General features: G+C 71.6%; 20 protein-coding genes. 13 read left to right on the top strand and 7 right to left on the bottom strand.

Annotated elements, in window-relative coordinates; translation table 11 throughout:
• The first annotated feature begins 35 nt into the window (after window positions 1-35).
• The 4 genes from ACFY3C_RS13855 to trpD all read left to right on the top strand — a co-directional run bounded on the left by ACFY3C_RS13855 (window position 36) and on the right by trpD (window position 3712).
• A complete protein-coding gene (locus tag ACFY3C_RS13855; protein WP_390770877.1) occupies window positions 36-1550 on the top strand; it encodes an anthranilate synthase component I family protein in 1515 nt (504 codons plus the stop codon).
• Window positions 1547-2134, top strand: a complete 588-nt coding sequence (locus ACFY3C_RS13850; RefSeq protein ID WP_390770876.1) for an anthranilate synthase component II — start codon at window positions 1547-1549, stop codon at window positions 2132-2134. Before ACFY3C_RS13855 ends, ACFY3C_RS13850 begins: the two co-directional genes overlap by 4 nt.
• Window positions 2135-2372: 238 nt before the next feature.
• Window positions 2373-2594, top strand: coding sequence for a hypothetical protein (locus ACFY3C_RS13845; protein WP_390770875.1), 222 nt, complete (start codon window positions 2373-2375; stop codon window positions 2592-2594).
• A gap of 41 nt (window positions 2595-2635) precedes the next feature.
• The gene (trpD, locus tag ACFY3C_RS13840) at window positions 2636-3712 is read left to right on the top strand and encodes an anthranilate phosphoribosyltransferase (RefSeq protein WP_390770874.1); all 1077 of its coding nucleotides are present in this window, start codon (window positions 2636-2638) and stop codon (window positions 3710-3712) included.
• A gap of 81 nt (window positions 3713-3793) precedes the next feature.
• On the opposite strand, the gene ACFY3C_RS13835 is transcribed toward trpD, so the two are convergent.
• From ACFY3C_RS13835 to ACFY3C_RS13825, 3 genes are all read right to left on the bottom strand, one after another.
• The gene (locus tag ACFY3C_RS13835; protein WP_390770873.1) at window positions 3794-5077 is read right to left on the bottom strand and encodes a cation:proton antiporter; all 1284 of its coding nucleotides are present in this window, start codon (window positions 5075-5077) and stop codon (window positions 3794-3796) included.
• Entirely contained in the window at window positions 5058-5627 is a 570-nt protein-coding gene (locus ACFY3C_RS13830) for a flavin reductase family protein (protein WP_390770872.1), read from the bottom strand. The genes ACFY3C_RS13835 and ACFY3C_RS13830 overlap by 20 nt, the downstream gene beginning before the upstream one ends.
• An 85-nt stretch (window positions 5628-5712) precedes the next feature.
• The gene (locus ACFY3C_RS13825) at window positions 5713-7314 is read right to left on the bottom strand and encodes a tryptophan halogenase family protein (protein WP_390770871.1); all 1602 of its coding nucleotides are present in this window, start codon (window positions 7312-7314) and stop codon (window positions 5713-5715) included.
• A 311-nt stretch (window positions 7315-7625) separates the two neighbouring features.
• On the opposite strand from ACFY3C_RS13825, the gene sbnA reads away from it, so the two are divergent.
• The 8 genes from sbnA (at window position 7626) to ACFY3C_RS13785 (ending at window position 15505) form a co-directional block, all read left to right on the top strand.
• Window positions 7626-8636 (top strand): 2,3-diaminopropionate biosynthesis protein SbnA, encoded by a 1011-nt coding sequence (gene sbnA / locus ACFY3C_RS13820; protein ID WP_390770870.1) that lies wholly within the window; start codon window positions 7626-7628, stop codon window positions 8634-8636.
• 67 nt (window positions 8637-8703) lie between these two features.
• The gene (locus tag ACFY3C_RS13815) at window positions 8704-8967 is read left to right on the top strand and encodes an acyl carrier protein (RefSeq protein WP_097252620.1); all 264 of its coding nucleotides are present in this window, start codon (window positions 8704-8706) and stop codon (window positions 8965-8967) included.
• Complete coding sequence (locus ACFY3C_RS13810; RefSeq protein ID WP_390770869.1) at window positions 8964-10202, top strand: beta-ketoacyl-[acyl-carrier-protein] synthase family protein; 1239 nt, start codon at window positions 8964-8966, stop codon at window positions 10200-10202. The genes ACFY3C_RS13815 and ACFY3C_RS13810 overlap by 4 nt, the downstream gene beginning before the upstream one ends.
• Before the next feature lie 41 nt (window positions 10203-10243).
• A complete protein-coding gene (locus tag ACFY3C_RS13805) occupies window positions 10244-11338 on the top strand; it encodes a beta-ketoacyl synthase N-terminal-like domain-containing protein (protein ID WP_390770868.1) in 1095 nt (364 codons plus the stop codon).
• Window positions 11339-11401: 63 nt separating this feature from the next.
• The gene (gene fabG / locus ACFY3C_RS13800; RefSeq protein ID WP_390770867.1) at window positions 11402-12145 is read left to right on the top strand and encodes a 3-oxoacyl-ACP reductase FabG; all 744 of its coding nucleotides are present in this window, start codon (window positions 11402-11404) and stop codon (window positions 12143-12145) included.
• Window positions 12146-12186: 41 nt separating this feature from the next.
• Window positions 12187-12879 carry a 2-hydroxychromene-2-carboxylate isomerase gene (locus ACFY3C_RS13795; RefSeq protein ID WP_390770866.1) on the top strand — a complete coding sequence of 231 codons (693 nt, stop codon included), beginning with the start codon at window positions 12187-12189 and terminating at the stop codon, window positions 12877-12879.
• Window positions 12876-14333 carry a condensation domain-containing protein gene (locus ACFY3C_RS13790; protein WP_390770865.1) on the top strand — a complete coding sequence of 486 codons (1458 nt, stop codon included), beginning with the start codon at window positions 12876-12878 and terminating at the stop codon, window positions 14331-14333. Before ACFY3C_RS13795 ends, ACFY3C_RS13790 begins: the two co-directional genes overlap by 4 nt.
• The gene (locus ACFY3C_RS13785; RefSeq protein ID WP_390770864.1) at window positions 14330-15505 is read left to right on the top strand and encodes an FAD-dependent monooxygenase; all 1176 of its coding nucleotides are present in this window, start codon (window positions 14330-14332) and stop codon (window positions 15503-15505) included. The genes ACFY3C_RS13790 and ACFY3C_RS13785 overlap by 4 nt, the downstream gene beginning before the upstream one ends.
• A gap of 60 nt (window positions 15506-15565) precedes the next feature.
• Here the strand turns inward: ACFY3C_RS13785 and ACFY3C_RS13780 are convergent, their stop codons facing one another.
• From ACFY3C_RS13780 to ACFY3C_RS13765, 4 genes are all read right to left on the bottom strand, one after another.
• Entirely contained in the window at window positions 15566-17053 is a 1488-nt protein-coding gene (locus ACFY3C_RS13780) for an FG-GAP-like repeat-containing protein (protein WP_390770863.1), read from the bottom strand.
• Window positions 17054-17124: 71 nt separating this feature from the next.
• Entirely contained in the window at window positions 17125-18546 is a 1422-nt protein-coding gene (locus ACFY3C_RS13775; protein WP_390770862.1) for an FG-GAP-like repeat-containing protein, read from the bottom strand.
• A 471-nt stretch (window positions 18547-19017) separates the two neighbouring features.
• On the bottom strand, window positions 19018-19842 hold the full coding sequence (locus ACFY3C_RS13770) for an Imm49 family immunity protein (protein ID WP_390770861.1): 825 nt from the start codon (window positions 19840-19842) through the stop codon (window positions 19018-19020).
• A 153-nt stretch (window positions 19843-19995) separates the two neighbouring features.
• Window positions 19996-20940, bottom strand: a complete 945-nt coding sequence (locus ACFY3C_RS13765) for a hypothetical protein (protein WP_386578125.1) — start codon at window positions 20938-20940, stop codon at window positions 19996-19998.
• 503 nt (window positions 20941-21443) lie between these two features.
• Here ACFY3C_RS13765 and ACFY3C_RS13760 point away from each other — a divergent pair.
• Window positions 21444-21674 (top strand): MbtH family protein, encoded by a 231-nt coding sequence (locus ACFY3C_RS13760; RefSeq protein WP_390770860.1) that lies wholly within the window; start codon window positions 21444-21446, stop codon window positions 21672-21674.
• Window positions 21675-21710: the final 36 nt, after the last annotated feature.

Raw genomic sequence — 21710 nt, 5'->3', positions numbered from 1 at the left:
CCTGACCGGACCACCCCGAGGAAGGGGCCCCACCCGTGACCACCCTGCTCGACCCACCGCCCCACGCGGCCGGCGCCCGGCGCCGGCCCGTGGCCGTCCGCGTCGACGAGACCCCGCTGCCCCCGCACGACCCGCTCGCCCTGTACGACACCCTGCGCGAACGCCTCGGTGACGGCGAGGTGTTCCTCCTGGAGAGCCTGGAGGCGCCCGAACAGGAGGGCGGGGACTCCCTCGTCGGCCACGGCCGGCTCGCCGAACTCCAGGTGCACGCCGACCGGGTCACCGTCGACGGCATCGCCCCGGTCGTGGACGCGCTGCTCGCCGCCGCCGACACCCTGGACCTCGCCCCGCTGCCGGGCGGGGCCCGGGCGCTCGCCTGTGACGACCAGGTGTGGGAGCTGCTGCGGGCCGCCGAGCGCGCCTTCGCCGTCGAGACCGCGGTCCCCGCGGACACCTACGCCTTCGGGTTCCTCGCCACCGTCGGCTACGGCGCCGCCTGGCACATGGAACGGCTGCCGCGGCGCACCTCCGACGGCGGACCCGACCTGGTGCTCACCCTGTTCCGCGAGGTCGTCCACTACGACGGCGCCACCGGCACCGTCGCGCTGCGCACCGCGCACAGCGAGGACTTCCCGCCCGCCGACCCCGGCACGGTCGCGGCGGCCGTCGCCCGGCTGCGGCCGGTGCCCGGCGCCGTACCCGAGGCGCCCGCGCCGCACGCGGTGCACGACAGCACCGACGAGGAAACGTTTCTGGGGAACGTCGAACGCTGCCTCGGGCACATCCGGGTCGGGGACATCTACCAGATCCAGATCGGCCACCGCATCGACGTCACCACCGACCTGGCCCCGCTCGACGTCTACCGGCGGCTGAGGCACCGCAACCCGTCCCCGCACATGTACCTCGTGCCGCGCGGCGGGACCACCCTCATCGGCGCCAGCCCCGAGGTGCTGTTCGCCACCCGCGGCGACCGGATCGTGATGCGGCCCATCGCCGGCACCACCCCGCGCAGCGGCGACCCGGCCGTCGACGGCCCCCGCGTCGCCGCCCTGCGGGCCAGCGAGAAGGAGCGCGCCGAGCACGTGATGCTGGTCGACCTGTGCCGCAACGACATCGGCCGGGTGTCCCGCCCCGGCACGCTGGCCGTCGAGCGGCTGATGACCGTCGAGACGTACTCGCACGTCTTCCACCTGGTCTCCAGCGTCGAGGGGCGGCTCGCGCCCGGCGAGGACACCTGGTCCGCGCTGCGCGCCACCTTCCCGGCCGGCACGGTCACCGGCGCGCCGAAGATCCGCGCCATGGAGATCATCGAGGAGCTGGAGAGCGAGCCGCGGCGCATGTACGCCGGTGCCGTCGGCCTGGTCGACGTGCGCGGCTGGTCCCGGCTCGCGCTGTGCATCCGTACCGTCGCCCACGACGGGACGACGTACTCCACACAGGCGTGCGCGGGCATCGTCGCCGACTCCGACCCGCACGCGGAGTGGCGCGAGACGCTGCACAAGATGGGCGCCGCCTACTGGGCGCTGACCGGTCAGGAGCTGCTGCCGTGAACGTCCTGCTCGTAGACGCCTACGACAGTTTCACCCACATCATCGACCAGTACCTGCGCACCCTCGGCGCACGCACCGAGGTGGTGCGCTCGGGTACCCGAACGCCGGAGCAGTTGCTGGCCGGGGCGCCGGACGCGGTGGTCCTCGGACCGGGGCCCGGGCATCCGGCCGACTCCGGGCACGTGGAACTCGTGCACGCCTTCGCCGGGCGTGTGCCGCTGCTCGGCATCTGCCTGGGCCACCAGGCCATCGGGCTCGCCTACGGGGCCGAGGTGGCCGTCGCCGAGCGGCTCAAGCACGGCAAGACGAGCCCGGTCAGCCATGACGGGGCCGGGGTGTTCACCGGGCTCGGCACCGAGGTGACCGCCACCCGGTACCACTCGCTGATCGTCGCCGAGCCGCTGCCCGAGGAGCTGACGGTGACCGCACGGGCCGTGGACGACGGATATGTCATGGGACTCAGACACCGGCAACTGCCTGTCGAGGGCGTCCAGTTCCATCCCGAGTCGGTGACCACGCTCGGCGGGCTGCGGCTGCTGGAGAACTTCCTGAGGGGCGCGGCGACGGTGGAGCGGGTCGCTTGACGAGCGGAATTAACGGCACCGTGTGCGGAATTACCCGTACCGGTGCCGATTCCACTTCCGGGGCATCGGAATTCAATGGTCCGCATTCTCGGGGACCGCCTCTGACCTGCGCGTATATCGTCGTTATCGCCGGGCGTGCGGGGGCGAAGCTCGGTCGATAATAAAGCGAAGCGGCACCCCCATAGATTTCTTGCTGTCGGAACGAACCGCAGCAACGAAAACCCAACGGGAGACGAAAATGCAGCTCGTCAAGACCGCTCGGAAGAACAAGCTCCAGGCCCTCGTCCTCGCCGCGCTGACCGCGGGCGCCGTGTTCACCGCGGTGGCCGGCGCCGACCACGCCGAGGCGCAGGAGCGGCCGGCCGCGGTCGCCGACGGCGGGATTCAGGCCGGCGTCGTGGTCTCCGGCGACGGGGTCACCGTGACGCTGACCGACGGCAGCGTGGACCCCTGGAGCTAGGCCGGGGCGACGGGCCGACCACGGACCGAAGGAGAGTACCTGTGAGCACAGGCACTGAGACGGAGCGGACGGAACGCTCCTGGCCCGCACTGCTCGGGTCCGTACTGAACGGCCGTGACCTGTCCGGCGGGGACACCGCGTGGGTCATGGACCAGGTGATGCGGGGCAAGGCCCCGGACGCCCTGATCGCCGGCTTCCTGGTCGCCCTGCGCGCCAAGGGGGAGACGGTCGGCGAACTGGAGGGGCTCGTACGAGGAATGATGGCGCACGCCGTGCGCATCGACGTGCCGGGGAGGACCGTCGATGTGGTCGGTACCGGGGGAGACGGGGCGAACACCGTCAACATCTCCACCATGGCCGCGATCGTGGCGGCGGGCGCCGGCGTACGGGTCGTCAAGCACGGCAACCGGGCCGCGAGTTCGGCCTCGGGGTCGGCGGACGTACTGGAGCGGCTCGGCGTGAGTCTCAGGATTCCGCCGGGGCAGGTCGCCGCGGTGGCGCAGGAGGCCGGGATCACCTTCTGCTTCGCCCCCGACTTCCATCCGGCGATGCGGCACGCGGCCGGGGCACGGCGGGCGCTGGGCATTCCTACCGTGTTCAACGCCCTGGGGCCGCTGACCAATCCGGCGGCTCCCGCGGCGCACGCCGTGGGGGTCTCCGACCCGCGGCTGCTGCCGCTGGTCGCCGGGGTGCTGGCGCGGCGGGGGGCCACCGCGCTGGTGTTCCGGGGCGACGACGGGCTGGACGAGCTGACGGTGACGACCACGTCCACCGTGTTCTCGGTGGCCGGGGGCCAGCTGCGGCAGGAGACCTTCGATCCGCGGGACGTCGGTATCGCGCTCGCGCCGGTCGAGGCGCTGCGGGGCGGGGACGCCGTGCACAACGCGGAGGTCGTCTGGCGGGTGCTGGACGGTGAACCTGGTCCGGTGCGGGATGCGGTGCTGCTGTCGGCCGCGGCTGCGCTTGCCGCGGAGGACGCCGGCGGTTCGACGGTGACCGAGCGGATCGGTGCTGCTCTGGGCCGGGCGGCGGATTCCGTGGACTCCGGGGCGGCTCGGGCGACGTTGGAGCGGTGGGTGGTGGCGACCGGCAAGAGGGCGTTGTCGCCGGCCGCGTGAGGTGGGCCCCCGGGGCTGGTGTGACCGCCCCGGGGGCTGCGCCCCCAGACCCCCGCTATCGGCCCTGAACGGGCCTCGTCCTCAAACGCCGGACGGGCTGGATATCGCTGAACGGCGCTCAGAGGCTGCCGACGGGACAGGCACCCGACGGAACCACGTCAGCGCAGGAGAAGTGATCGCAGTCGTGAGGAGGGCCATCAGGACCAGGATCGTGAACAGGGCAGGGCCGATCACGCCCAGCTGGAGGCCGAGGTTGAGGGCCACCAGCTCGGTCAGGCCGCGGCAGTTCATCAGCGCGCCGATGGACATCGCGTCCCGCCAGGTCTCGCCGGCCAGCCGGGCCGCGGCCGTGCTGCCGCCCCACTTGCCGAGGGCGGCCACCGCCAGCACCGCCGCCGCCCACAGCCACTGGGCGGAGTCGCCGGTGAGCAGGGCGACATCGGTCTTCAGGCCCGTGCTGACGAAGAACAGCGGGAGCAGCACCGGGACGGTGAACGCCCGCAGCCGGGCCGCGGAGATCTCGACGGTGCGCGAGCCGCGCGGGGTCACCACGCCGAACAGGAACGCGCCGAACAGGGCGTGGATGCCGATCCGGTCGGTGACGAAGGCCGACAGGCACAGGCCCGTGAACAGCACCACCAGGACGGTGGACTCCACCGCCCGCGACGCCCGCTCGGCGGCCCGCGCCAGCAGCGGCCGTACGACCAGCAGCATCGCCGCGAGGAACACCACCGACCACAGTGCCGTCAGCGCCGCGTCCTGGAGGGAGCCGCTCGCGCCGACCGCCGCCACCACGGCCAGCAGGCACCAGGCGGTCACGTCGTCGACGGCCGCGCAGGCCATCGCCAGCGAGCCCAGACGGGTGGTGTACATGCCGCGGTCGGTGAGGATGCGGGCCAGCACCGGGAACGCGGTGATGCTCATCGACACCGCGATGAACAGGACGAACGGCAGCCGGCCCACACCCTCGGGGGCGAACGTGCCGTACATGCCGAGCGCGAGGAGCGAACCGAGCGCCAGCGGCAGCGCGATGCTGGCCTGAGAGACGACCACCGCGGAGCGGCTGTGGCCGCGCAGCGCCGAGAGGTCCAGCTCCAGGCCGACCAGGAACATGAAGGCCAGCAGCCCCAGATTGCCCAACGCGCCGATGTACGGCAGCACTTCGGGCGGGAAGAGCCAGTGCTGGAACGACGGTGAGAGCCAGCCGAGCAGGGACGGGCCGAGCAGGATGCCCAGCGTGATCTCGCCGATCACCGGGGGCTGGCCCAGGCGCCGGAACAGGCCCGCGCCGGCCCGGCAGGCGGCGATGACCACCGGTACCGCGATCAGCAGGTCCGGCAGCGGGTCAAAGGCGGGTGCTGACACGGGCGTCTCCTTCGAGGGGTACCGACATCTCGGCGAGCGGGCTCGTCGCCACCGACCAGCGGGCGTACCGGCGGCGGCCGTACAGCAGGGGCTCGCCCGCGTCCGCCAGCGTGACCGCGCTGACCCGGCCGAAGACGGCCGTGTGGTCGCCGACCTCGACCGCCTGCGCGACGTCGCAGTCCGCGACGGCCAGCGCCGCCCCGGTCAGATGGGGGCCGCCGGCGCCCAGGGGCAGCCGCCACTCGGCGCGCTCGAAGCGGTCGGCGTCGCCGGAGGCGAACAGGTCGGAGACGTCGCGGGCCCGCTCGTCCAGGAGGTTGACCGCGAACCGGCCGCTGTCCAGGGCGGCCTGCAGGGTGGGCCCCACGGTGCGCAGGCAGACCACCAGGGTCGCCGGGTCGAGGGCCACGCTCGCCAGCGAGCTGCAGGTCATCCCGCGCGGGACGGAGTCCGCGTCGAGCGCCGTGACGACGGAGACCCCGGACGGGAAGCAGGACATCAGCGGGCGTATGTCGGTGTTGCCGGACGACGTGCTCAGGGATGTGCTCATGCAGGAGGACTCCTGTCCGTGAGAGGCCGGCGGTGCCGCGCCGCCGGGGAGCGACGGGCACCGCCGTACGGTGCTGGACCTGGGCCTACTTGCCGTGCAGTCGGCGCAGGTAGTCGTACGTGCTGGGCAGGGTCTGCAGCAGGTGCTCCTGCTGCTGCCGGACCTGCTCGAACAGCGGCTCGGCACCCGCCACGGACTCCGGCTTGTGGGCGAGGGCCGGCAGCGGGGTGTCGGGTTCCAGGCCGAGACCGGCGAAGATGCAGTAGTAGCTGCCGTTGGTCCAGAAATTGCGGAACTCCGCCTCGAAATTGCCGTAGTACGTGGACTCGTCGGCGATCGGCGAATTGATCGGCAGGCCCGCCTTGTAGGCCGCGATCTTCTTCTGGATGTTCTCCGGCAGCGTCAGCTCCTTCTGGGCCTGCCAGAACGGGGTGTCATTGCGCGGGGCGTAGTAGAAGTGCGCCTGGATGAAGTCGCGGGTGTCGTCGAACATCACCTCGATCTCGTTGTTGAAACTGTCGATGAGCGCCGGGTTGAAGGTGCGGTCCGGGAAATGCTTCGCGAGCTGGTAGATGCCGGCGGTGATGAAGTAGATGCCGGTCGACTCCAGCGGCTCCAGGAAGCAGGAGGCGAGGCCGATGCTCACCACGTTGTTGACCCACGCACGACGGTTGCGGCCGACCCGGAAACGGACGTGGTTGAACTTGGTCTCGGCCGGGTCCAGATTCCACAGTTCGCAGAATTCCCGGGTCGCCTCGTCCTGCGAGGTGAACTTGCTGGAGTAGACGTAGCCGGAGCCGAAGCGGCCCAGCATCGGGATCTTCCAGGCCCAGCCGGAGGACATCGCGATGGCGGAGGTGTACGGCTCCACACCGTTCGCCTCGTCGTCGTGCGGGACGGCGGTGGCGACCGCGCTGTCGCACATGAGGTGGTCGCTCATGTCCAGGAACGGCTCGCCCAGGGCCTTGTTGATCAGCAGCCCGCGGAAGCCCGAGCAGTCCACGAACAGGTCCGCCTCCAGCACCCGCCCGGACTTGCAGTGCAGCGCGGTGACGTACCCGCGCTCGTCCTGCTCGACCTGCACCATCTCGTCCTGGACGTGCTCGACGCCCTGCTTGTCGGTGGCGAACCGGCGCAGGAAGTCGGCGACCAGCGCCGCGTCGAAGTGCCAGGCGTAGCGGGTGGAGGGGGTGCCGTCGAGCCACTTCGGGGAGAGCTTGGCGTCCATCGCCGGGGGCTCGCGGAAGCAGGAGTAGTCGAACGGCAGGTCCGTACGACCCTCGTGCTTGTTCTTGAACCAGTAGTGCGACAACGGCGTGTTGTCGTGGTCCGGCAGGATGCCGAACGGGTGGTAGAAGTGGTCCGGCCGGCCGTCTTCCAGCGTGCGGGCCTCGGGCTCACCCTGGCCCGGCGTGCGCCAGTTGACGAAGCGCACCGCCATCTTGAAACTGGCGTTGCACTCACGCATCCACTCCTCCTCGGGTATCCCGAGATAGTCGAAGAGCACGCGGTGCAGATTGGGAACAGTGGCCTCGCCCACGCCGATCCGGGGAATGGCGGGCGCCTCCAGGACCTGGATGTCCACAGTGCCCTGCAGAGCCTTGCCCAGATAGGCCGCGGTCATCCAGCCGGCCGTACCGCCGCCGAGAATGACGACCTTACGGATACGCGAGTCGGTATCGGTCATATGCGGGGCTCTCTCTCCTGGTCGGGTGGGTCGGGAGCACATTCGTCCCGGCGCTGTCGAGCGATTCCACGCCAGATTCGGAGGGCCGGCTATGCCGCTTCTATAGATGGCTGGAATCTCGGCTTGAGCAGCCTTGTATGGGTGAGGTATAGGCGGCCCGGCGATTGTCGGTTGGCATAGAAAACCGCCCCGCAACTCCCAGCAGAGGATGGCTGCATCAGATGCCGTACGAAGACGGGAATGCCGTTGCCCCGGGGCCGGGCGGACTCCCCGGCACTCCGCAGGCCGGACTCAAGGGAATCCTTTCCGCGGTGGGGGGAACCCCGCTGATCGAGCTGGAACGGCTCGTCCCCGGATTCCCCGGCAGGCTGTTGGCCAAAGCCGAACGGTTCAACCCCGGCGGCAGTGTCAAGGACCGCTCCGCGCTCGGCATGGTGCTGGGCCGGATCCGGTCCGGGGAACTCGTGCCCGGCCGCTCCACGGTGATCGAGTCCAGCTCCGGCAACCTCGCGATCGGACTCGCCCAGATCTGCGGGTACTTCGGACTGCGCCTCGTCTGCGTGGTCGACGCCCGCACCACCCAGCAGAACATCGCGATCCTGCGCGCCTACGGCGCCGAGGTCGAAGTGGTCCGCGATCCGGACCCGGTCACCGGTGAACTGCTGCCCGCGCGGCTGCGCCGGGTGGCCGAACTGCTGGCCGAAACCCCCGACTCGTACTGGCCCGACCAGTACGCCAACCCGCTCAACCGGCAGGCACACCTGACCACCATGCGGGAGATCGCCGAGGCGCTCGACGGGCAGGTGGACCACCTGGTCCTGGCCGCCGGCACCGGCGGCACCCTGGGCGGCTGTGCCGAGTACATCCGGCAGGGGGGCCTCGCCACCACCGTGCACGCCGTCGACGCCGTCGGCAGTGTGCTCTTCGGGTCGACCGCGAGCTGCAAGCGGCTGGTGCCCGGGCACGGTGCCTCGGTACGGCCCAAGCTGCTGCGCACCGCCGACGCCGATCACGTCATCCACGTCACCGACCTGGACTGTGTGGTGGGCTGCCGGCGGCTGGTGCGGCGTGAGGCGATCCTCGCCGGCGGCTCCTCAGGTGCGGTCGTGTCCGCGCTGGAGAGCGTCCTGCCCCAGGTCGAACCCGGCGCGAACGTCGTCCTGATCCTGCCCGACGGCGGCGACCGCTACCTCGACACGATCTACGACGACGCCTGGGTACGGCGTCACTTCGGCGCGGTCTCCCACCTCTGGGAGGACGACACCGTGTTCCCCCAACCCGCCGCGAACACAGGTGAGTTGGCCGATATAGGGCATCGATAGCCGGCCCGCCCAGCATGGTCGGCATCGACCACGGAACCCCCTTTCATCCCCTTTACGGAGGCTTCCCATGACCACGCAGATCCCCGCCCTGGACGAGACCGAGCAGAGCCAGATCAAGGACATCGTCTGCGACATCCTCGAGCTGGAGCTGGACGAGGTCACCGACACCAGCCTGTTCAAGGAGGAGCACGACGCCGACTCGCTGCGCACCATCGAGATCCTGGCCTCCCTGGAGCGCACCTTCGGCATCACCCTGAAGCAGTCCGAGCTGAGCCGCATGGTCAACCTCGCCGGCGTCTACGCCGTGGTCGCCGAGGCCAAGGCCCAGTGACCGGCGCCCGCCATCGGGTGGTCGTCACCGGCCTCGGGGTGGTGACCAGCATCGGCACCGGAGTGGACGCGTTCGGCGCGGGCCTGCGGTCCGGGCGCAGCGGCGTGAAGCCCATCACCGCCTTCGACACCACCGGCTTCGCCTACTCCAACGCCTGCGAGATCACCGACTTCGAGCCCGAGACCTGGATCACCGAGCAGTCCCCGGACGACCTCGGCCGCGCCGCCCAGTTCGCGGTCGCCGCGAGCCGGATGGCGGTGGCCGACGCCGGCCTCACCGAGGAGCAGGTGCGCGACGTCCGGTCGCTGGTCTCCGTCGGCACCACCGACGGCGAGTCCCGCGACCTGGACCACCTCACCGGGCTGCAGGTCACCGCAGGCGACGACGTGCTCGACGCCGTGGTCGCCCGCCGGGTGTGGCCCGGCCGGCTGTCCGCCGGGATCGTGCGCGAACTCGGCCTGGAGGACGTGGAGACGGTCACCGTCCCCACCGCCTGCGCCGCCGGCAACTACGCCGTCGGATACGGCTACGACGCGATCAGCTCCGGCGACGTCGAGATGGCGCTGTGCGGGGGCGCGGACGCGCTGTGCCGCAAGACCTTCACCGGCTTCTACCGGCTCGGCACCATCGCACCCGACGTGTGCCGCCCCTTCGACGCCGACCGGCAGGGCATCCTGACCGGCGAGGGCGCCGGCATCCTGCTCATGGAGTCGCTGGAGTCGGCACTGGCCCGCGGCGCCCGCATCTACGCCGAGGTGCTCGGCTACGGGCTGTCCTGCGACGCCAGCCACCCCGTCGCCCCGGACCGCGACTCGATCGCCCGCTGCATCACGGCCGCACACCGCAACGCCGGGATCGAGGCGGCCGACGTCGACTTCATCTCGGCGCACGGCACCGGCACCAAGGCCAACGACGTCACCGAGGTCGGCGCGATCCGGCAGGTGTTCGGCGCGGAACTGCCGCGCACCGTCTCCATCAAGTCGATGATCGGGCACACCATGGGCGCTGCCAGCGCCCTCGCCTCGGCGGCCTGCGCGCTCGCCCTGCGTGACGGTTTCATCCCGCCCACCGTCAACCACCGCACCACCGACCCCGAGTGCGCGGTCGACTGCGTGCCCAACGAGGCCGTCGAGGCGGACCTCAGGGTCGTGCAGAACAACGGCCTCGCCTTCGGCGGCAACAACGCGGTGCTGGTGCTCGGCCGGTGGGACACACCCGTGCCGACCGCGGCCTGAGACAGACACAGACACCCGAGAAAAGAGGGGAGTGGGACGCCATGGCAGCCGAAACGGGCGCGCCGCCGGCGGAGCTGGTGATATCGGGCTGGGCCGTGTCCTCGCCGTACGGACTGGGCAGGGCCGCCTTCGCCGAGGGCCTCGCGTCCGGACGGCGTGCGATCGCCCCGCTGGACGGCGCCGACTGGCCGGTGCCGTACGAGGAGGCCGGGCTGATCCCCGGCTTCGACATCAAGGCGGTACTGGGCCGCAAGGGCACCCGTTCCATGGACCGGGTGACCGGCATCGCGGCCGCCACGGTCGGGATGCTCCTCGCGGAGTACGGCGCCGGGCTCGCCGCCGACCCGGAGTCGACCGGGCTGGTCCTCGGCACCTCCGGCAGCGTGCAGTCGATCATGGACTTCACGCGTGACGCGCTCACCGGTGACAAGCCCTACCTGGTCGACCCGGCGCGCTTCCCGAACACCGTCATGAACTGCCCCACCGGGCAGAGCGCCATCCGGCACACCCTCAAGGGCCCCAACGTCACCGTCTCCGGCGGCGCCGCGACCGCGCTGCTCTCCCTGCAGTACGCCTCCCGGCTGCTGCGCGGCGGGCACGGCAGAGCGCTGCTCGCGGGCGCGGCCGAGGAGTTCTCCGTGCAGCGCGCCCGCCTGGAGCGGGTCGCCGACCACGGGGGCGGCGCACCGCAGCCGCTCGGCGAGGGCGCCGCGCTGTTCCTGCTTCAGGACGCTGCGGACGCCCGGGAGTCCGGCCGTCCGGTCCTCGCCACCGTCCTCGGCTCCCGCTTCCGCGCCTTCCAGGACACCGCGCGGGCCGGTACGGCACTGGAGCGCTGTGTCGCCGACGTGCTGGCCGCCGCGGGCGCCGCCCCGGACGACGTGGAGCTGATCGCCCCCGGCACCCCGCCCGGACTGCTCGGCAAGCAGGAGGAGTCCGCCCTGGACGGCCTCACCGGCAACCGGCTGCCCGTTCGCTCCCTGGTCGGCGACGCCGGCGCCGCCTCCGCCGCCTTCCAGCTCGCCGCCGTCCTCGCCGAGGCGGAGACCGACCCGAGCCTGGTGGACCGGCTGACCCTGGTCACCGCCGTCGACCGCGACGGCACCGCGGGCGCGGTGCTGCTGCGCCTGGCCTGACGGCCGTACCCCCGACACTTCCGCAACCAACGGTCCGAACTTCCCCAGGAGAGAGGCAAGTCCATGTCCGACACACCGAGGCCGGTGGCGCTCGTCACCGGTGGATCGCGCGGTATCGGGCGGGCCGTCGTGGAGACGCTGGCCCGGGACGGCTACGACGTGGCGCTGTGTTTCCAGTCCAACGAGCAGGCGGGCGAGCTGGCCGCGAAGGCGGCCGAGGCGCACGGCGCGCGGACCCTGGCACGCCGGGTCGACGTGACCGACCGGGCCGCCGTGGCCGACTTCGTGCAGCAGACCGAGGACCGGCTCGGGCCGGTCGACGTCCTGGTCACCGCGGCCGGCATCGTCCGGGACGGCCATCTGGCGATGATGGCCGACGAGGACTGGGACGCCGTCCTGCGCACCAACCTCGACGGCACGTACAACTTCGTCAAGGCGCTCGCCTTCCCCATGATGAAGCGCCGCCGCGGCACGGTCATCACGCTCTCCTCGGTCGCGGCGGAGGGCCACGCCACCCAGACCAACTACTCCGCGTCCAAGGCCGGGATCATCGGCCTCACCAAGGCCTTCGCCAAGGAGGCCGGCCGGTCCGGCATCCGCGCCAACGTGGTCGCCCCCGGCTTCATCGGCACCGACATGACCGGCGGGCTCTCCGAGAAGCACGTCAAGGAGATGACCCGCCGCATCCCGCTGGGCCGCTTCGGCGAACCGCAGGAGGTCGCCGAACTGGTGTCGTTCCTGGCGGGCGAGCGCGCCTCGTACATCACCGGACAGGTCTTCGCCATCGACGGCGGACTGGTCGTCTGACCACGGGTCGTCTGATCACGGCATCACGGAAGGAATCAGCCATGCCACGCGCCGCCCGGCCGCCGCGGTTCTACTTCAACCTGCGCAGCCCCTACAACTTCTTCGCCCTGCGCGCGCTGCGCGCCCACCGCCCCGACCTGCTCGACCGGCTCGAGTGGCGGCCCTTCTGGGAGCCCGACGAGAGAAGCCAGAAGCTGCTCGCCGAGGCCGGGGCCGAGTTCCCGTACACGCCCATGTCCCGGGCCAAGCAGTTCTACATCCTGCGCGACGTGCGCCGCCTGGCCACCGCCCGCGGCCTGGAGCTGACCTGGCCGGTGGACGCCGAGCCGTGGTGGGAGCCCGCGCACCTGACCTGGTTCGTCGCCGAGCGGCATGGCCTCGGCCAGGCCTGGGTCGAGCGGGCCGGCCGGGCCCGCTGGCTGGAGGGCCGCGACCTCTGCGACCCGGCCACGGTCGCCGAACTCGCCGCAGAACTCGGCTTCGAGGCCGCCGACACCGACGACCCCGAGCTGCGCGCCCAGGGCGCCAAGGCGCTGCTGGACGTCGTACACGACGGCGTGTTCGGCGTGCCGTACTTCATCAACGGCTCGGAGCCCTACTGGGGCCTGGACCGGGTGGCCGACTTCGTCGCCTCCTTCGACCAGCCGGGCGAGGAGACCACCCCCGACGCCGCCGACCTGTCCGTCGTCGCGGGCCGCACCTCCGACCTGAGCCACGCGGGAGGCTGCGGATGAGCACCGCCGTACGCGCGCTGCCACTCACCACGATCCAGGAGTCGATGTGGACGGCGTACCGCATCGCCCCGGACAGCGCCGCCTACAACATCGTGATGCCGCTCAGGCTGCGCGGCCGGGTCGACCCCGCCGCCATGGACGCGGCCGTCGCCTCGGTCGGCGAGCGGCAGGAGCTGCTGCGCTCCGTCTTCACCGAGCACGACGGCCGCCCGGTCCGCGTCGTTGCCGAACAGCCCGTGATCCGGCTGGAGTTCCGTGACCTGGACGGCGCCGACGAGAGCCGGCTGTTCCAGGCCGCCGAGGAGGCCGGAGCGCGCCCGTTCCGGCTGGAGGCGGGCACCTTCCGCGTCGTCCTCCTTCGACGCACCGACGACGACTGGGCGCTGGTCACCTCCGCCCACCACATCGTCAGCGACTTCACCTCGCGCTGGCTGCTGGTCCGTGACGTCCTGGACGCCTACGCGGCGCACGCCACCGGCACCGCACCCGCCTGGCGCCCGCTGACCTCCTCCTACAGCGAGTACGCGGCCGAGGAACTGCGCTTCACCGCCTCCGACGCGGGCCTGAGGGCCGCCGAGGAATGGCGGGCCGCGGTGAGCGGTTCGGCCCCCGCCGAGCTGCCCCTGGACCGGCACCGGCCGAGGGTGCGCTCCCTGCGCGGCGACACGGTCGTACGACGCCTCGCGCCGGAGTCGGCAGACGGACTCGGCCCGGCCGCCCACGCCGCCGGCGTGACCCCGTTCGCCTATCTGCTCGCCGTGTTCCAGGCCCTCACCCACCGCTGGAGCGGCCAGGACGACTTCCTGCTCGGCGTGCCCGCCTCGGCGCGCTCCGGGCGCGGCCAACGGGACCTGATCGGCTGCTTCCTCAACACCATGCCGGTACGGGCCGAGTTCCGCCCCGACACCACGTTCCGGTCGGCGGCCGGGCAGGCGGGGGAGCGGATCATGCGGGGCATGCTCGGGGTGCGCTACCCCTGCGGGCTCGCCTTCCCGGACACCGTGCTGTTCCGGGCCGCGCTGTTCCTGGTCCAGATGGACCGCATGCAGCCGCCCGTGCCCAACGTCCCGCCGGGCGCGGCCGTCGGCCCGGCCATCTCCTACGCCGGCCTCGACATCGCCCTCATCGACGTACCGCAGCAGGAGGGCCAGCTCGACCTGCTGCTGCGCATCGAACAGACCCCCGACGGCGTCACCGCCGTCTTCTCCTACGACACCGACGTGTTGGACCGCACGAGCGTGGAGCGGCTCGCGGACGGCTACGAGCGGCTGCTCGCGGCCGCCGTACGGGACCCGGACACGCGGATCGCGGACGTGGAACTGGCCGGCGCCGCCGACCTGGACGCCCTTCTCGCACTTGGCGACTCCGGCGCCTACGACGACTTCGCGACCGACGAGTCGTACGACTCCTTCGATTCCTTCGACTCCTTCGAGAACGCCTGGGACCACCGATGATGACGACCACCACGATCGCGGTGACCGGCGCCGGTATCGGCGGACTCGCCGCCGCGGCGGCCCTGCACCACCGGGGCATCGACGTGCACGTCTACGAGCGCGGCGACACCCTGCGCGAACAGGGCGTCGGCATGCACCTGGGGCCCAACGGCACCCGGCTGCTGCACCGGCTCGGACTGGCCGGCGAACTGGAGCGGGCCGCCGTACGGCCCGAGGCGCTGGAGGTGCGGGCCTTCCACGACGGCTCGCTGGTGACCCGGCAGGAGATGGGTACGGCCTGGGAGCGCGCATTCGGCGCGCCCTACCTCACCGTCCACCGCGGCGACCTGCACCGCATGCTGGCCTCCCTGCTGCCCGCCTCGCGGGTGCACACCGGGCGCGAGCTGGTGGCGTACGAGGAGAGCCGCAAGGGCGTCACCCTGCGCTTCGCCGACGGCACCGCGACCCGGGCCTCCGCCCTGGTGGGCGCGGACGGGCTGCACTCGGTGGTGCGGCGCTCGCTCGCCGGGGAAGAGCAGCCCCGCTACTCGGGCAACAGCGCGCTGCGCGGCCTGGTGGACGCGGCCGACGTGCCCGGGCTCGACCCCACGCAGATGTACATGTTCGCCGGGCCGACGGCACGCGTGCTGGTGTACCCGGTCAGCGGCGGGCGGCAGTTCACCTACGTCGTGGTCGCGCCGGCACCGGAGGGCCACGCCGAGTCCTGGACCAGCGCCGCGGAGCGCGCCGACCTCGACGCGGCGCTCGACGGCTGGGCACCGCAGGTGCGGGGGCTCGTCGAGGCGGCTCGGGACGTACGGCGCTGGGCGCTGTACGACCGCGAGCCGCTGCGGCGCTGGAGCACCGCCCGCACCACGCTGCTCGGCGACGCGGCCCACCCGATGCTGCCGCACCACGGACAGGGCGCCAACCAGGCCATCGAGGACGGCATCGCACTAGCCGTCTGCCTCGCCGAGGCCGGCCCCGGCGGCGACGGCATCGCCACCGCACTGGCCCGCTACGAGGCGGTGCGCCGCCCGCACACCACGCGCGTGCAACTGGGCTCGCGGGACGGCGGCGGCCGGGGGCCCGGCAAGGGCGTACGGGACCAGGCCGCCGACGTGTCCTGGATCCTCTCGCACGACGTCGAGCAGAGCCTCTACGACGAGATGTCCGGCGACAACGCCGCCTGACCGACACCCCAGGGCCCCCGATGTCGTCACCGGCGCCGGGGGCCAAGGCGTGGGGGCTCGCTAGCCGCGCCCGATCACCAGCCCGTACTCCAGGGCGCTCGTCGACGACGGGAGCCCCAGGCTCTTCGGCGTCAGGGCCCTGGAACCCGTCGCCGTCGTGCCCTGCGCGGTGCCCGGGAGCAGCCAGACGCCGCCCTGGGCGGAGTTCTCGCCGGGAGCGCCTGCCGCGAGGTCCGCGTAGCCGTCGGCGTCGTAGTCCTGAAGGCGGACCGATGCGCCGAACCGGTCGTTCGTCTCGGCGGTGCCCGGGACGCCGCTGCTGTTCTGGGTGAAGCCGACGCTCGTCGCCGTACCGCCGGAGGACAGCAGGCCGGTGGCGGTGCCGTGGACGAGGACCACCGTGCCCGCGTTCTGCTGCGAGCCGACCGCCTCGTACGCGTCGCCGATGGCGAGGTCGGCGTGGCCGTCGCCGTCGATGTCGCCCGCGGCGAGCGCTGCGCCGAGGCGGTCCTCGGACTCGGCGGTGCCGGCGACGCCCGGGGTGTCCTGCTGGATCTCCTGGGTGCGGGTGCCGAAGCCGTCGGACTTCGAGCCGTACGCCACCTTCACCAGTCCGCCCTTGAACACCTCGGCACGACCCGTGGAGTAGTCCGCGCAGTCCGGAGCGTCGGCCTCGTAGTTCGGGTAGCAGGAGCCGAGGGCCAAGTCGTCCGTGCCGTCCGCGTCGAAGTCGGCGGCGGCGAGGGAGGCGGCGGAGGCCGTGGTGCTCCACAGCTGCTCCGGGGCGCCCCCCTGCCAGCGGTAGACCCGGACGAATCTGCTCTCCGACGCCGAGACCGAGACCGCCAGGTCGTCGTCGCCGTCGCCGTCGAAGTCGCCGGTGGTCAGGGCGCTCACGCCGCCGAAGTCCGCTCCGGCGATCTCCCCGCTCAGGGTGTCCGGGGAGTCGGCGGTGAGCGGGCCGGGACGCAGCACAGCGCCGCCGTGCTCCTCGCCGCTGCGGCTGAGAACCAGGTCGGTGAGGCCGTCGCCGGTCACGTCCCCGGCGGCGATCACCGCGCCGATCCGGGAGAACTCGCTCGCACCTTGCGCGACCGTGTAGCCACCGCTGGTGAAGCCGGAGGCAGAGCCGCGCAGCACGGTGACGGTGCCGTGTTCGGCGGACTTGTCGGCGGAGAGCGACTCGCTGGAGGCGCCCACGACCAGGTCGGCGTAGCGGTCGCCGTCGACGTCCGCGGCGGTGACCGCGGAGCCGAAGAGATCACCCGCCTCGGGGGTGCCCGGCACTCCGCTCGTGGCCTGGCTGATCCGTACGGAGCCGTACTTGCCCGGACCGTCCGGGCCACCCCACACGACGTTCACATAGCCGGCCTTGGCCTTGTCGCCGACCTGCCCGGAGGGCACGCCCACCGCCAGGTCCGGGTAGCCGTCGCCGTTGAAGTCTCCCTGCGGCGCGGCGGCGTCGGTGGCCTGCGCGGTGGTGGGCGCGGTAACGCCCAGCAGGGTCGCCGCGCAGATCACCGTCGCGGAAAGGATCTTGTTACGCATCGTTGTCGTTCTCCTGGTGGTACTCAAGGCAATCGATGTGAACTGGTATGAACCGGTATGAACCGGTGTGGTCAGTGGGCGAAGACATCCGCGAACTTGCGGCCCTCGACCACCGGATAGCCGAAGTCCGTCGCGTTGAAGGCGGTTGCGTACGACGTCGTCAGGCCCGAGTTCGTGCCGCGCAGCACCCACGCCGCCCCGTCGTCGTACCCGCCGGGCACCACGTCCTCGCCGAACGCGCCGATCGCCAGGTCCGCCCTGCCGTTGCCGTTGATGTCGCCCAGCCGCAGCGAGGAGCCGAAGTGGTCGCCGGCCTCGGCGGCGCCCGGTACGCCCGGCGTGGCCTGGTGGAAGGACTGGGCCCCGCTCGTGGTCAGTCCGGCCGAACTGCCCCTGAAGAGATCGATGTTGCCGACGTTTCGGTGGCCGTCCACGTCCTCGTACGAGGCGCCGACCGCGATGTCCGCGTAGCCGTCGCCGGTCGCGTCGCCCACCGCGACGGCGGCGCCGAAGCCGTCGTAGTCCTCGCCGATGCCCGGCACACCGGCACTGTCCTGGGTGTACCGGGTGCCCGTGGCGGGCAGTCCGGCGGCCTTGCCGTACCGCACGGTGAATGAACCGCCCTTACCGGTCTCCGTGTTGCCGGTGACCAGGTCGTCGTATCCGTCGCCGTCGATGTCCCCCGCCGCAACGGCCTGATCCCAGGCGGTGCCGCCCGCTCCGGTGCCGTCGGCCAGCACCGTGTAGCCGGAGCCGATGTCGCCGGGACCGCCGCGCAGGAGGCCCACGTAACCGTGGGTGGCGCCGGTGCTGTCCGAGCGGCCGCCGTGCACGACGAAGTCGCTGCCGTCGGTGGCGGAGAAGTGACCGGCGACGATCCCGTCCAGGCGTACGCCCTCGGGCAGGAACCCCACCTCCGGCGCCAGCGCGCCGTCCTGGGTGGGCTTCCCGTCGGCGTACCACCAGAAGGTGTTGCCACCGACGACGACCAGGTTGCCGGTGCCGTCGCCGTCGAGGTCGGCGAACGCGGCGCCCGTCCCGAACCCGCCGGCCTCGGCGTTCGGGGCGGTGAGCATGGTGCCGCCGGACGTGAACGGATTCGCTCCGCCCCAGACGATGGTCACCGAGCCGTTCGCCTTACCCGTGATCTGCTCGTAGGGTGCGCCGACGATCAGATCGGCGTAGCCGTCGCCGTCGACGTCACCGCTGGTGACGCTCTCGCCGAACTGGTCATCGGACTCCGAGGTCCCGGGAACGCCCGGGGTGTTCTGGGTGATGTTCACCGACCGGGCGGGGCTGACGCCGGAAGACGAGCCGAAGAGGACGGTGACCGTGCCACCGCTCGCCTTGGGCGTGCCGATGGCCAGATCGCGATACCCGTCACCGTTGAAGTCGTCCCACAGCCCGGAGGGCGCCGCAACGGCACCGGGAGCGCCCAGCCCCGCACAGGCCAGGGCGGCAGCCACCACAACGGCGAAGGTACGTATGCGCAAGGTCATGCTCCCGTCAGTGAACCGAGGCTTCAGCGACGTACGACACGCGTGATGAACGAAGGGTTGTACACGACAAAGCACAAGGTGAACGCGCGCCATCACCACCGCTACCGCCTGGACCAGCGCAGCAGAGTGCGCCGACCTCGACGCGGCGCTCGACGGCTGGGCACCGCAGGTGCGGGGGGCTCGTCGAGGCGGCTTGAAACGTACGGCGCTGGGCACGTACGACCGGGCGCCGCTGCGCCGCTGGAGCACCGCGCGCAGCGCGCTGCTAGGCGACGCGGCTCACCCGATGCAGCCCCACACCACGGGCAGGGCGCCAACCATGTCATCGAGGACGACGGCGTCGCGCTCGCCCTCTGCCTCGGCCGAGGCGGGACAGCGCCGCGTGAGTGTTCCTTGCCCAGGGCCCCCGATGCCGTCATTGGCGGCGGGGGCCCGCACGCTTCCGGCGTGTCTTCTCACCGGCGGTTACTGCTGCGGGGCGCGCATCACGGATTCGGGCAGGTAGGCGGACCGGATGCCCAGGTGCCAGCCATGCGCGAGGGAGGCGAGCGCGGCCACCGCAACGGCCCCCACGGGCAGCAGGCTTCCGGGGGCCGGGTCGGTGCCGACGTTCTCGCGGTGCGTCAGGAGCCGTTCTCCCAGGGCGGATTCGAAGGCAACCTGGTCGTCATCGAGCAGGACCTGCAGCAACCGCTGATCCGGCGTCAGCACGCCAGCCGCATCGAGTTGCGCGGCCGCCCGCGCACGGGCTGCGATGTCCGGCTTGCCCAGCGGGACCGGGCCGGGGACCGCGCCGGGATACTGCCCCTGTACGACCGTCAGGTATGCGCACAGCGCGTCCATTTCGGCCAGGTCGGCGGGTGCCGATACCGACTTCCGCTTCGAGTGGGGGATTCCGTCACGGATGGCGGGCGCAAAGTCTTCGTGCAGCAGCGGGCCGATCACTCGGCTGCGCTCCCATATCAGGCCGCTGATCACGCACAGGGCGAAGGCCTTGACCCAGGTCTGCGCCGTGGTCGCCGGGGTGGTCGGTTCCCTGAACTCCCGGTAATAGATGTCCGCGTTTCTGAGCGTCTCGTCGACGAGAGGGAGGGGGACGTGGAAGTCGCCGTGGGGGAAGCAGCCCAAAGTCAGCTCCCCGAGAGCGCACTCCGCTGCGGTGAGCAGGACGGTGCGGGATTGCGGAGTCTCCAGGGCGGGATCCTGAAGGGTGTGGGCGGCGGCGAGGTCGAGGAGGTCGCCGCCCATTTCCCGCAGGCCCTGACGTAGGGGCCGGCCGTTGTGGCGCATGTCGGAGCAATGGTCGACGGCCCGGCGGAACCCGCGCTGGAGGGTGTCCTCAATCCGCTGCTGTGCGACTCCGTGACATGTCACTTCCCTGATCGTCATGCACGTCATCCTGGCAGTACCCACTGACAACGCAGGCCTGCACCCGGGTATCGATCACGCTGATGACCAACCGTTTCCGGACCACTGGTTGGCAGTCACCTCACGTGCGATGCGGCGCCACTGGGCTTCCCCGCCTGGCAGCGGCCAGGCCCAGGTGGGCCGTTGCGCCGTGTGTAGTTCCTGGAGGCGGCGGGCAAGGGATGGGCCCGCGATGGCGGCACCATCTGGAACGGCGGCGCCGTGGATGGTGCGCAGTTCGGCGAAGCGGGCCAGTTCGGCCTTGTAGGAGTGCACCGCCCGCTCGGTGCCTGCGACCACCTCGTCGCTCGGTGCAGTGCGGTGCAGACTCAGCAGCGAGGGTGAGGCCGACTCCGCGATCGCTGCTGCGAGTCGCGCGTGACCGTCCAGAACCAGATGGCAGTCCAAGCCGCTGACCCACCACAACAGGACGGGCGGGAGCGTTCCGTCACGAGCCTGCTTGCGGTACGCCTTGACCCGGCCGTCGCCCGCATCCGGCATCGGGCACAGCGGGAGGATCTCCCACGAGCCGGAATGGATGAACCAGTCGATGTATCCGTCCGGATGGCCCTGGATGAGCATGGAGTTCCAGTACTCGGCCTGCGGCCGGCGGCCGTGGTTCCAGCGCAGGAGCGGGCTCTCGCACGAGAGCAGCCATCGGCCGTCGTGCAGAGGGCTGCCTGGTGAATCGAGCAGATGCTCTACGAAGCGGTACGCCCAGCGATCCGGGTGACCGGCCAAAGCCCGTCCCGCCTCGGCTCGCAACGGCGGGATGAGAGAGCGGTAGGCGTCAGTCCGCCAGAACTCAACTCCGCAGCGGTCCTCGTCGACAGCGGCAAGGAGCACGGGCCGCGACTGCTGGGCAAGAAGCAGCCGCCGCTCGGCACTGAACAGGCACAGACCTGGTTGGCGGCGTGTCTGTACCTCTACGGACAGGCCCGTCCACGTGCCGTCGTCCCGAGTGATGTCTGTGCGCCGCATGCCGTGACCATAAGTGGTGCACGCGGTCGACCGCGCAGTTGTTTCAGGGACCTGTCCCGTTGGCGACTTGTGGAGCCTCAACGGGACGGGCGGGTGGTCCGCCTCACCAGGGCTTCCGGTACACCGGCGTCGCGGAGACGGTGCTGCCCGACCTGCGGGACAAGGAGGCGTTGGTGTCTTCGAACTTGAGCGGTGCGTGCGGCGCTGGCAGTAGAGATCGTAGCTCTCGCCAAGGACGGTGATTGGCAGATTTGGGCCAGCTCCGACGCCCGTGAAGAGGTCGCGAGCGGCCCAGAGCTGCCAATCTCGCGGTGCATCCACCGCTCAACTTCGAAGACCTCCGACCAACAGCGTCCCTCACCGGCGTCGAGGGCGCCCGTCGTCCTGCCCCGCCGCCGCGGCGCACAAGAGGGCGTGCCCGGGGGCGTATAGAGACCCGATACGCCCCTGATAGCGCCGAGTTCAACCATGGGCCAGAACTGACCCCATTGAAGGGACGTCCCATGGCCGAACAGACGACCGACGGTGCCGTGTACCGCGTGGTGCTCAACGACGAGGAGCAGTACTCGATCTGGTGGGCCGAGCGTCCGCTGCCGGCCGGCTGGCATGCCGAGGGCACCGAGGGCTCCCGCGAGGAGTGCCTCGCGCGCATCGACACCGTGTGGACCGACATGCGCCCCCTGAGCCTGCGCCGCCGTATGGCCGAGGCCGAGGCCGGGCCGACGGCGGCCTGAGGCGCAGTACCACGCGCCCAGCCCTTCCGATGCCGA

This window comes from Streptomyces sp. NPDC001410 (assembly GCF_042895235.1).
Classification (GTDB): domain Bacteria; phylum Actinomycetota; class Actinomycetes; order Streptomycetales; family Streptomycetaceae; genus Streptomyces.
Note: the sequence above shows the minus strand (reverse complement) of the source record. Positions and strands in the feature narration are given on the sequence as shown.

Bases quoted from the DNA above. Each gene is read 5' to 3' on its own strand.
- ACFY3C_RS13830 (WP_390770872.1), bottom strand. From the start codon at position 5,627: ATGAGCACATCCCTGAGCACGTCGTCCGGCAACACCGACATACGCCCG.
- ACFY3C_RS13795 (WP_390770866.1), top strand. From the start codon at position 12,187: ATGCCACGCGCCGCCCGGCCGCCGCGGTTCTACTTCAACCTGCGCAGC.
- fabG (WP_390770867.1), top strand. From the start codon at position 11,402: ATGTCCGACACACCGAGGCCGGTGGCGCTCGTCACCGGTGGATCGCGC.
- ACFY3C_RS13825 (WP_390770871.1), bottom strand. From the start codon at position 7,314: ATGACCGATACCGACTCGCGTATCCGTAAGGTCGTCATTCTCGGCGGC.
- ACFY3C_RS13785 (WP_390770864.1), top strand. From the start codon at position 14,330: ATGATGACGACCACCACGATCGCGGTGACCGGCGCCGGTATCGGCGGA.
- ACFY3C_RS13815 (WP_097252620.1), top strand. From the start codon at position 8,704: ATGACCACGCAGATCCCCGCCCTGGACGAGACCGAGCAGAGCCAGATC.
- ACFY3C_RS13760 (WP_390770860.1), top strand. From the start codon at position 21,444: ATGGCCGAACAGACGACCGACGGTGCCGTGTACCGCGTGGTGCTCAAC.
- ACFY3C_RS13845 (WP_390770875.1), top strand. From the start codon at position 2,373: ATGCAGCTCGTCAAGACCGCTCGGAAGAACAAGCTCCAGGCCCTCGTC.
- ACFY3C_RS13805 (WP_390770868.1), top strand. From the start codon at position 10,244: ATGGCAGCCGAAACGGGCGCGCCGCCGGCGGAGCTGGTGATATCGGGC.
- ACFY3C_RS13765 (WP_386578125.1), bottom strand. From the start codon at position 20,940: ATGCGGCGCACAGACATCACTCGGGACGACGGCACGTGGACGGGCCTG.
- ACFY3C_RS13780 (WP_390770863.1), bottom strand. From the start codon at position 17,053: ATGCGTAACAAGATCCTTTCCGCGACGGTGATCTGCGCGGCGACCCTG.
- ACFY3C_RS13790 (WP_390770865.1), top strand. From the start codon at position 12,876: ATGAGCACCGCCGTACGCGCGCTGCCACTCACCACGATCCAGGAGTCG.
- ACFY3C_RS13770 (WP_390770861.1), bottom strand. From the start codon at position 19,842: ATGCGCCACAACGGCCGGCCCCTACGTCAGGGCCTGCGGGAAATGGGC.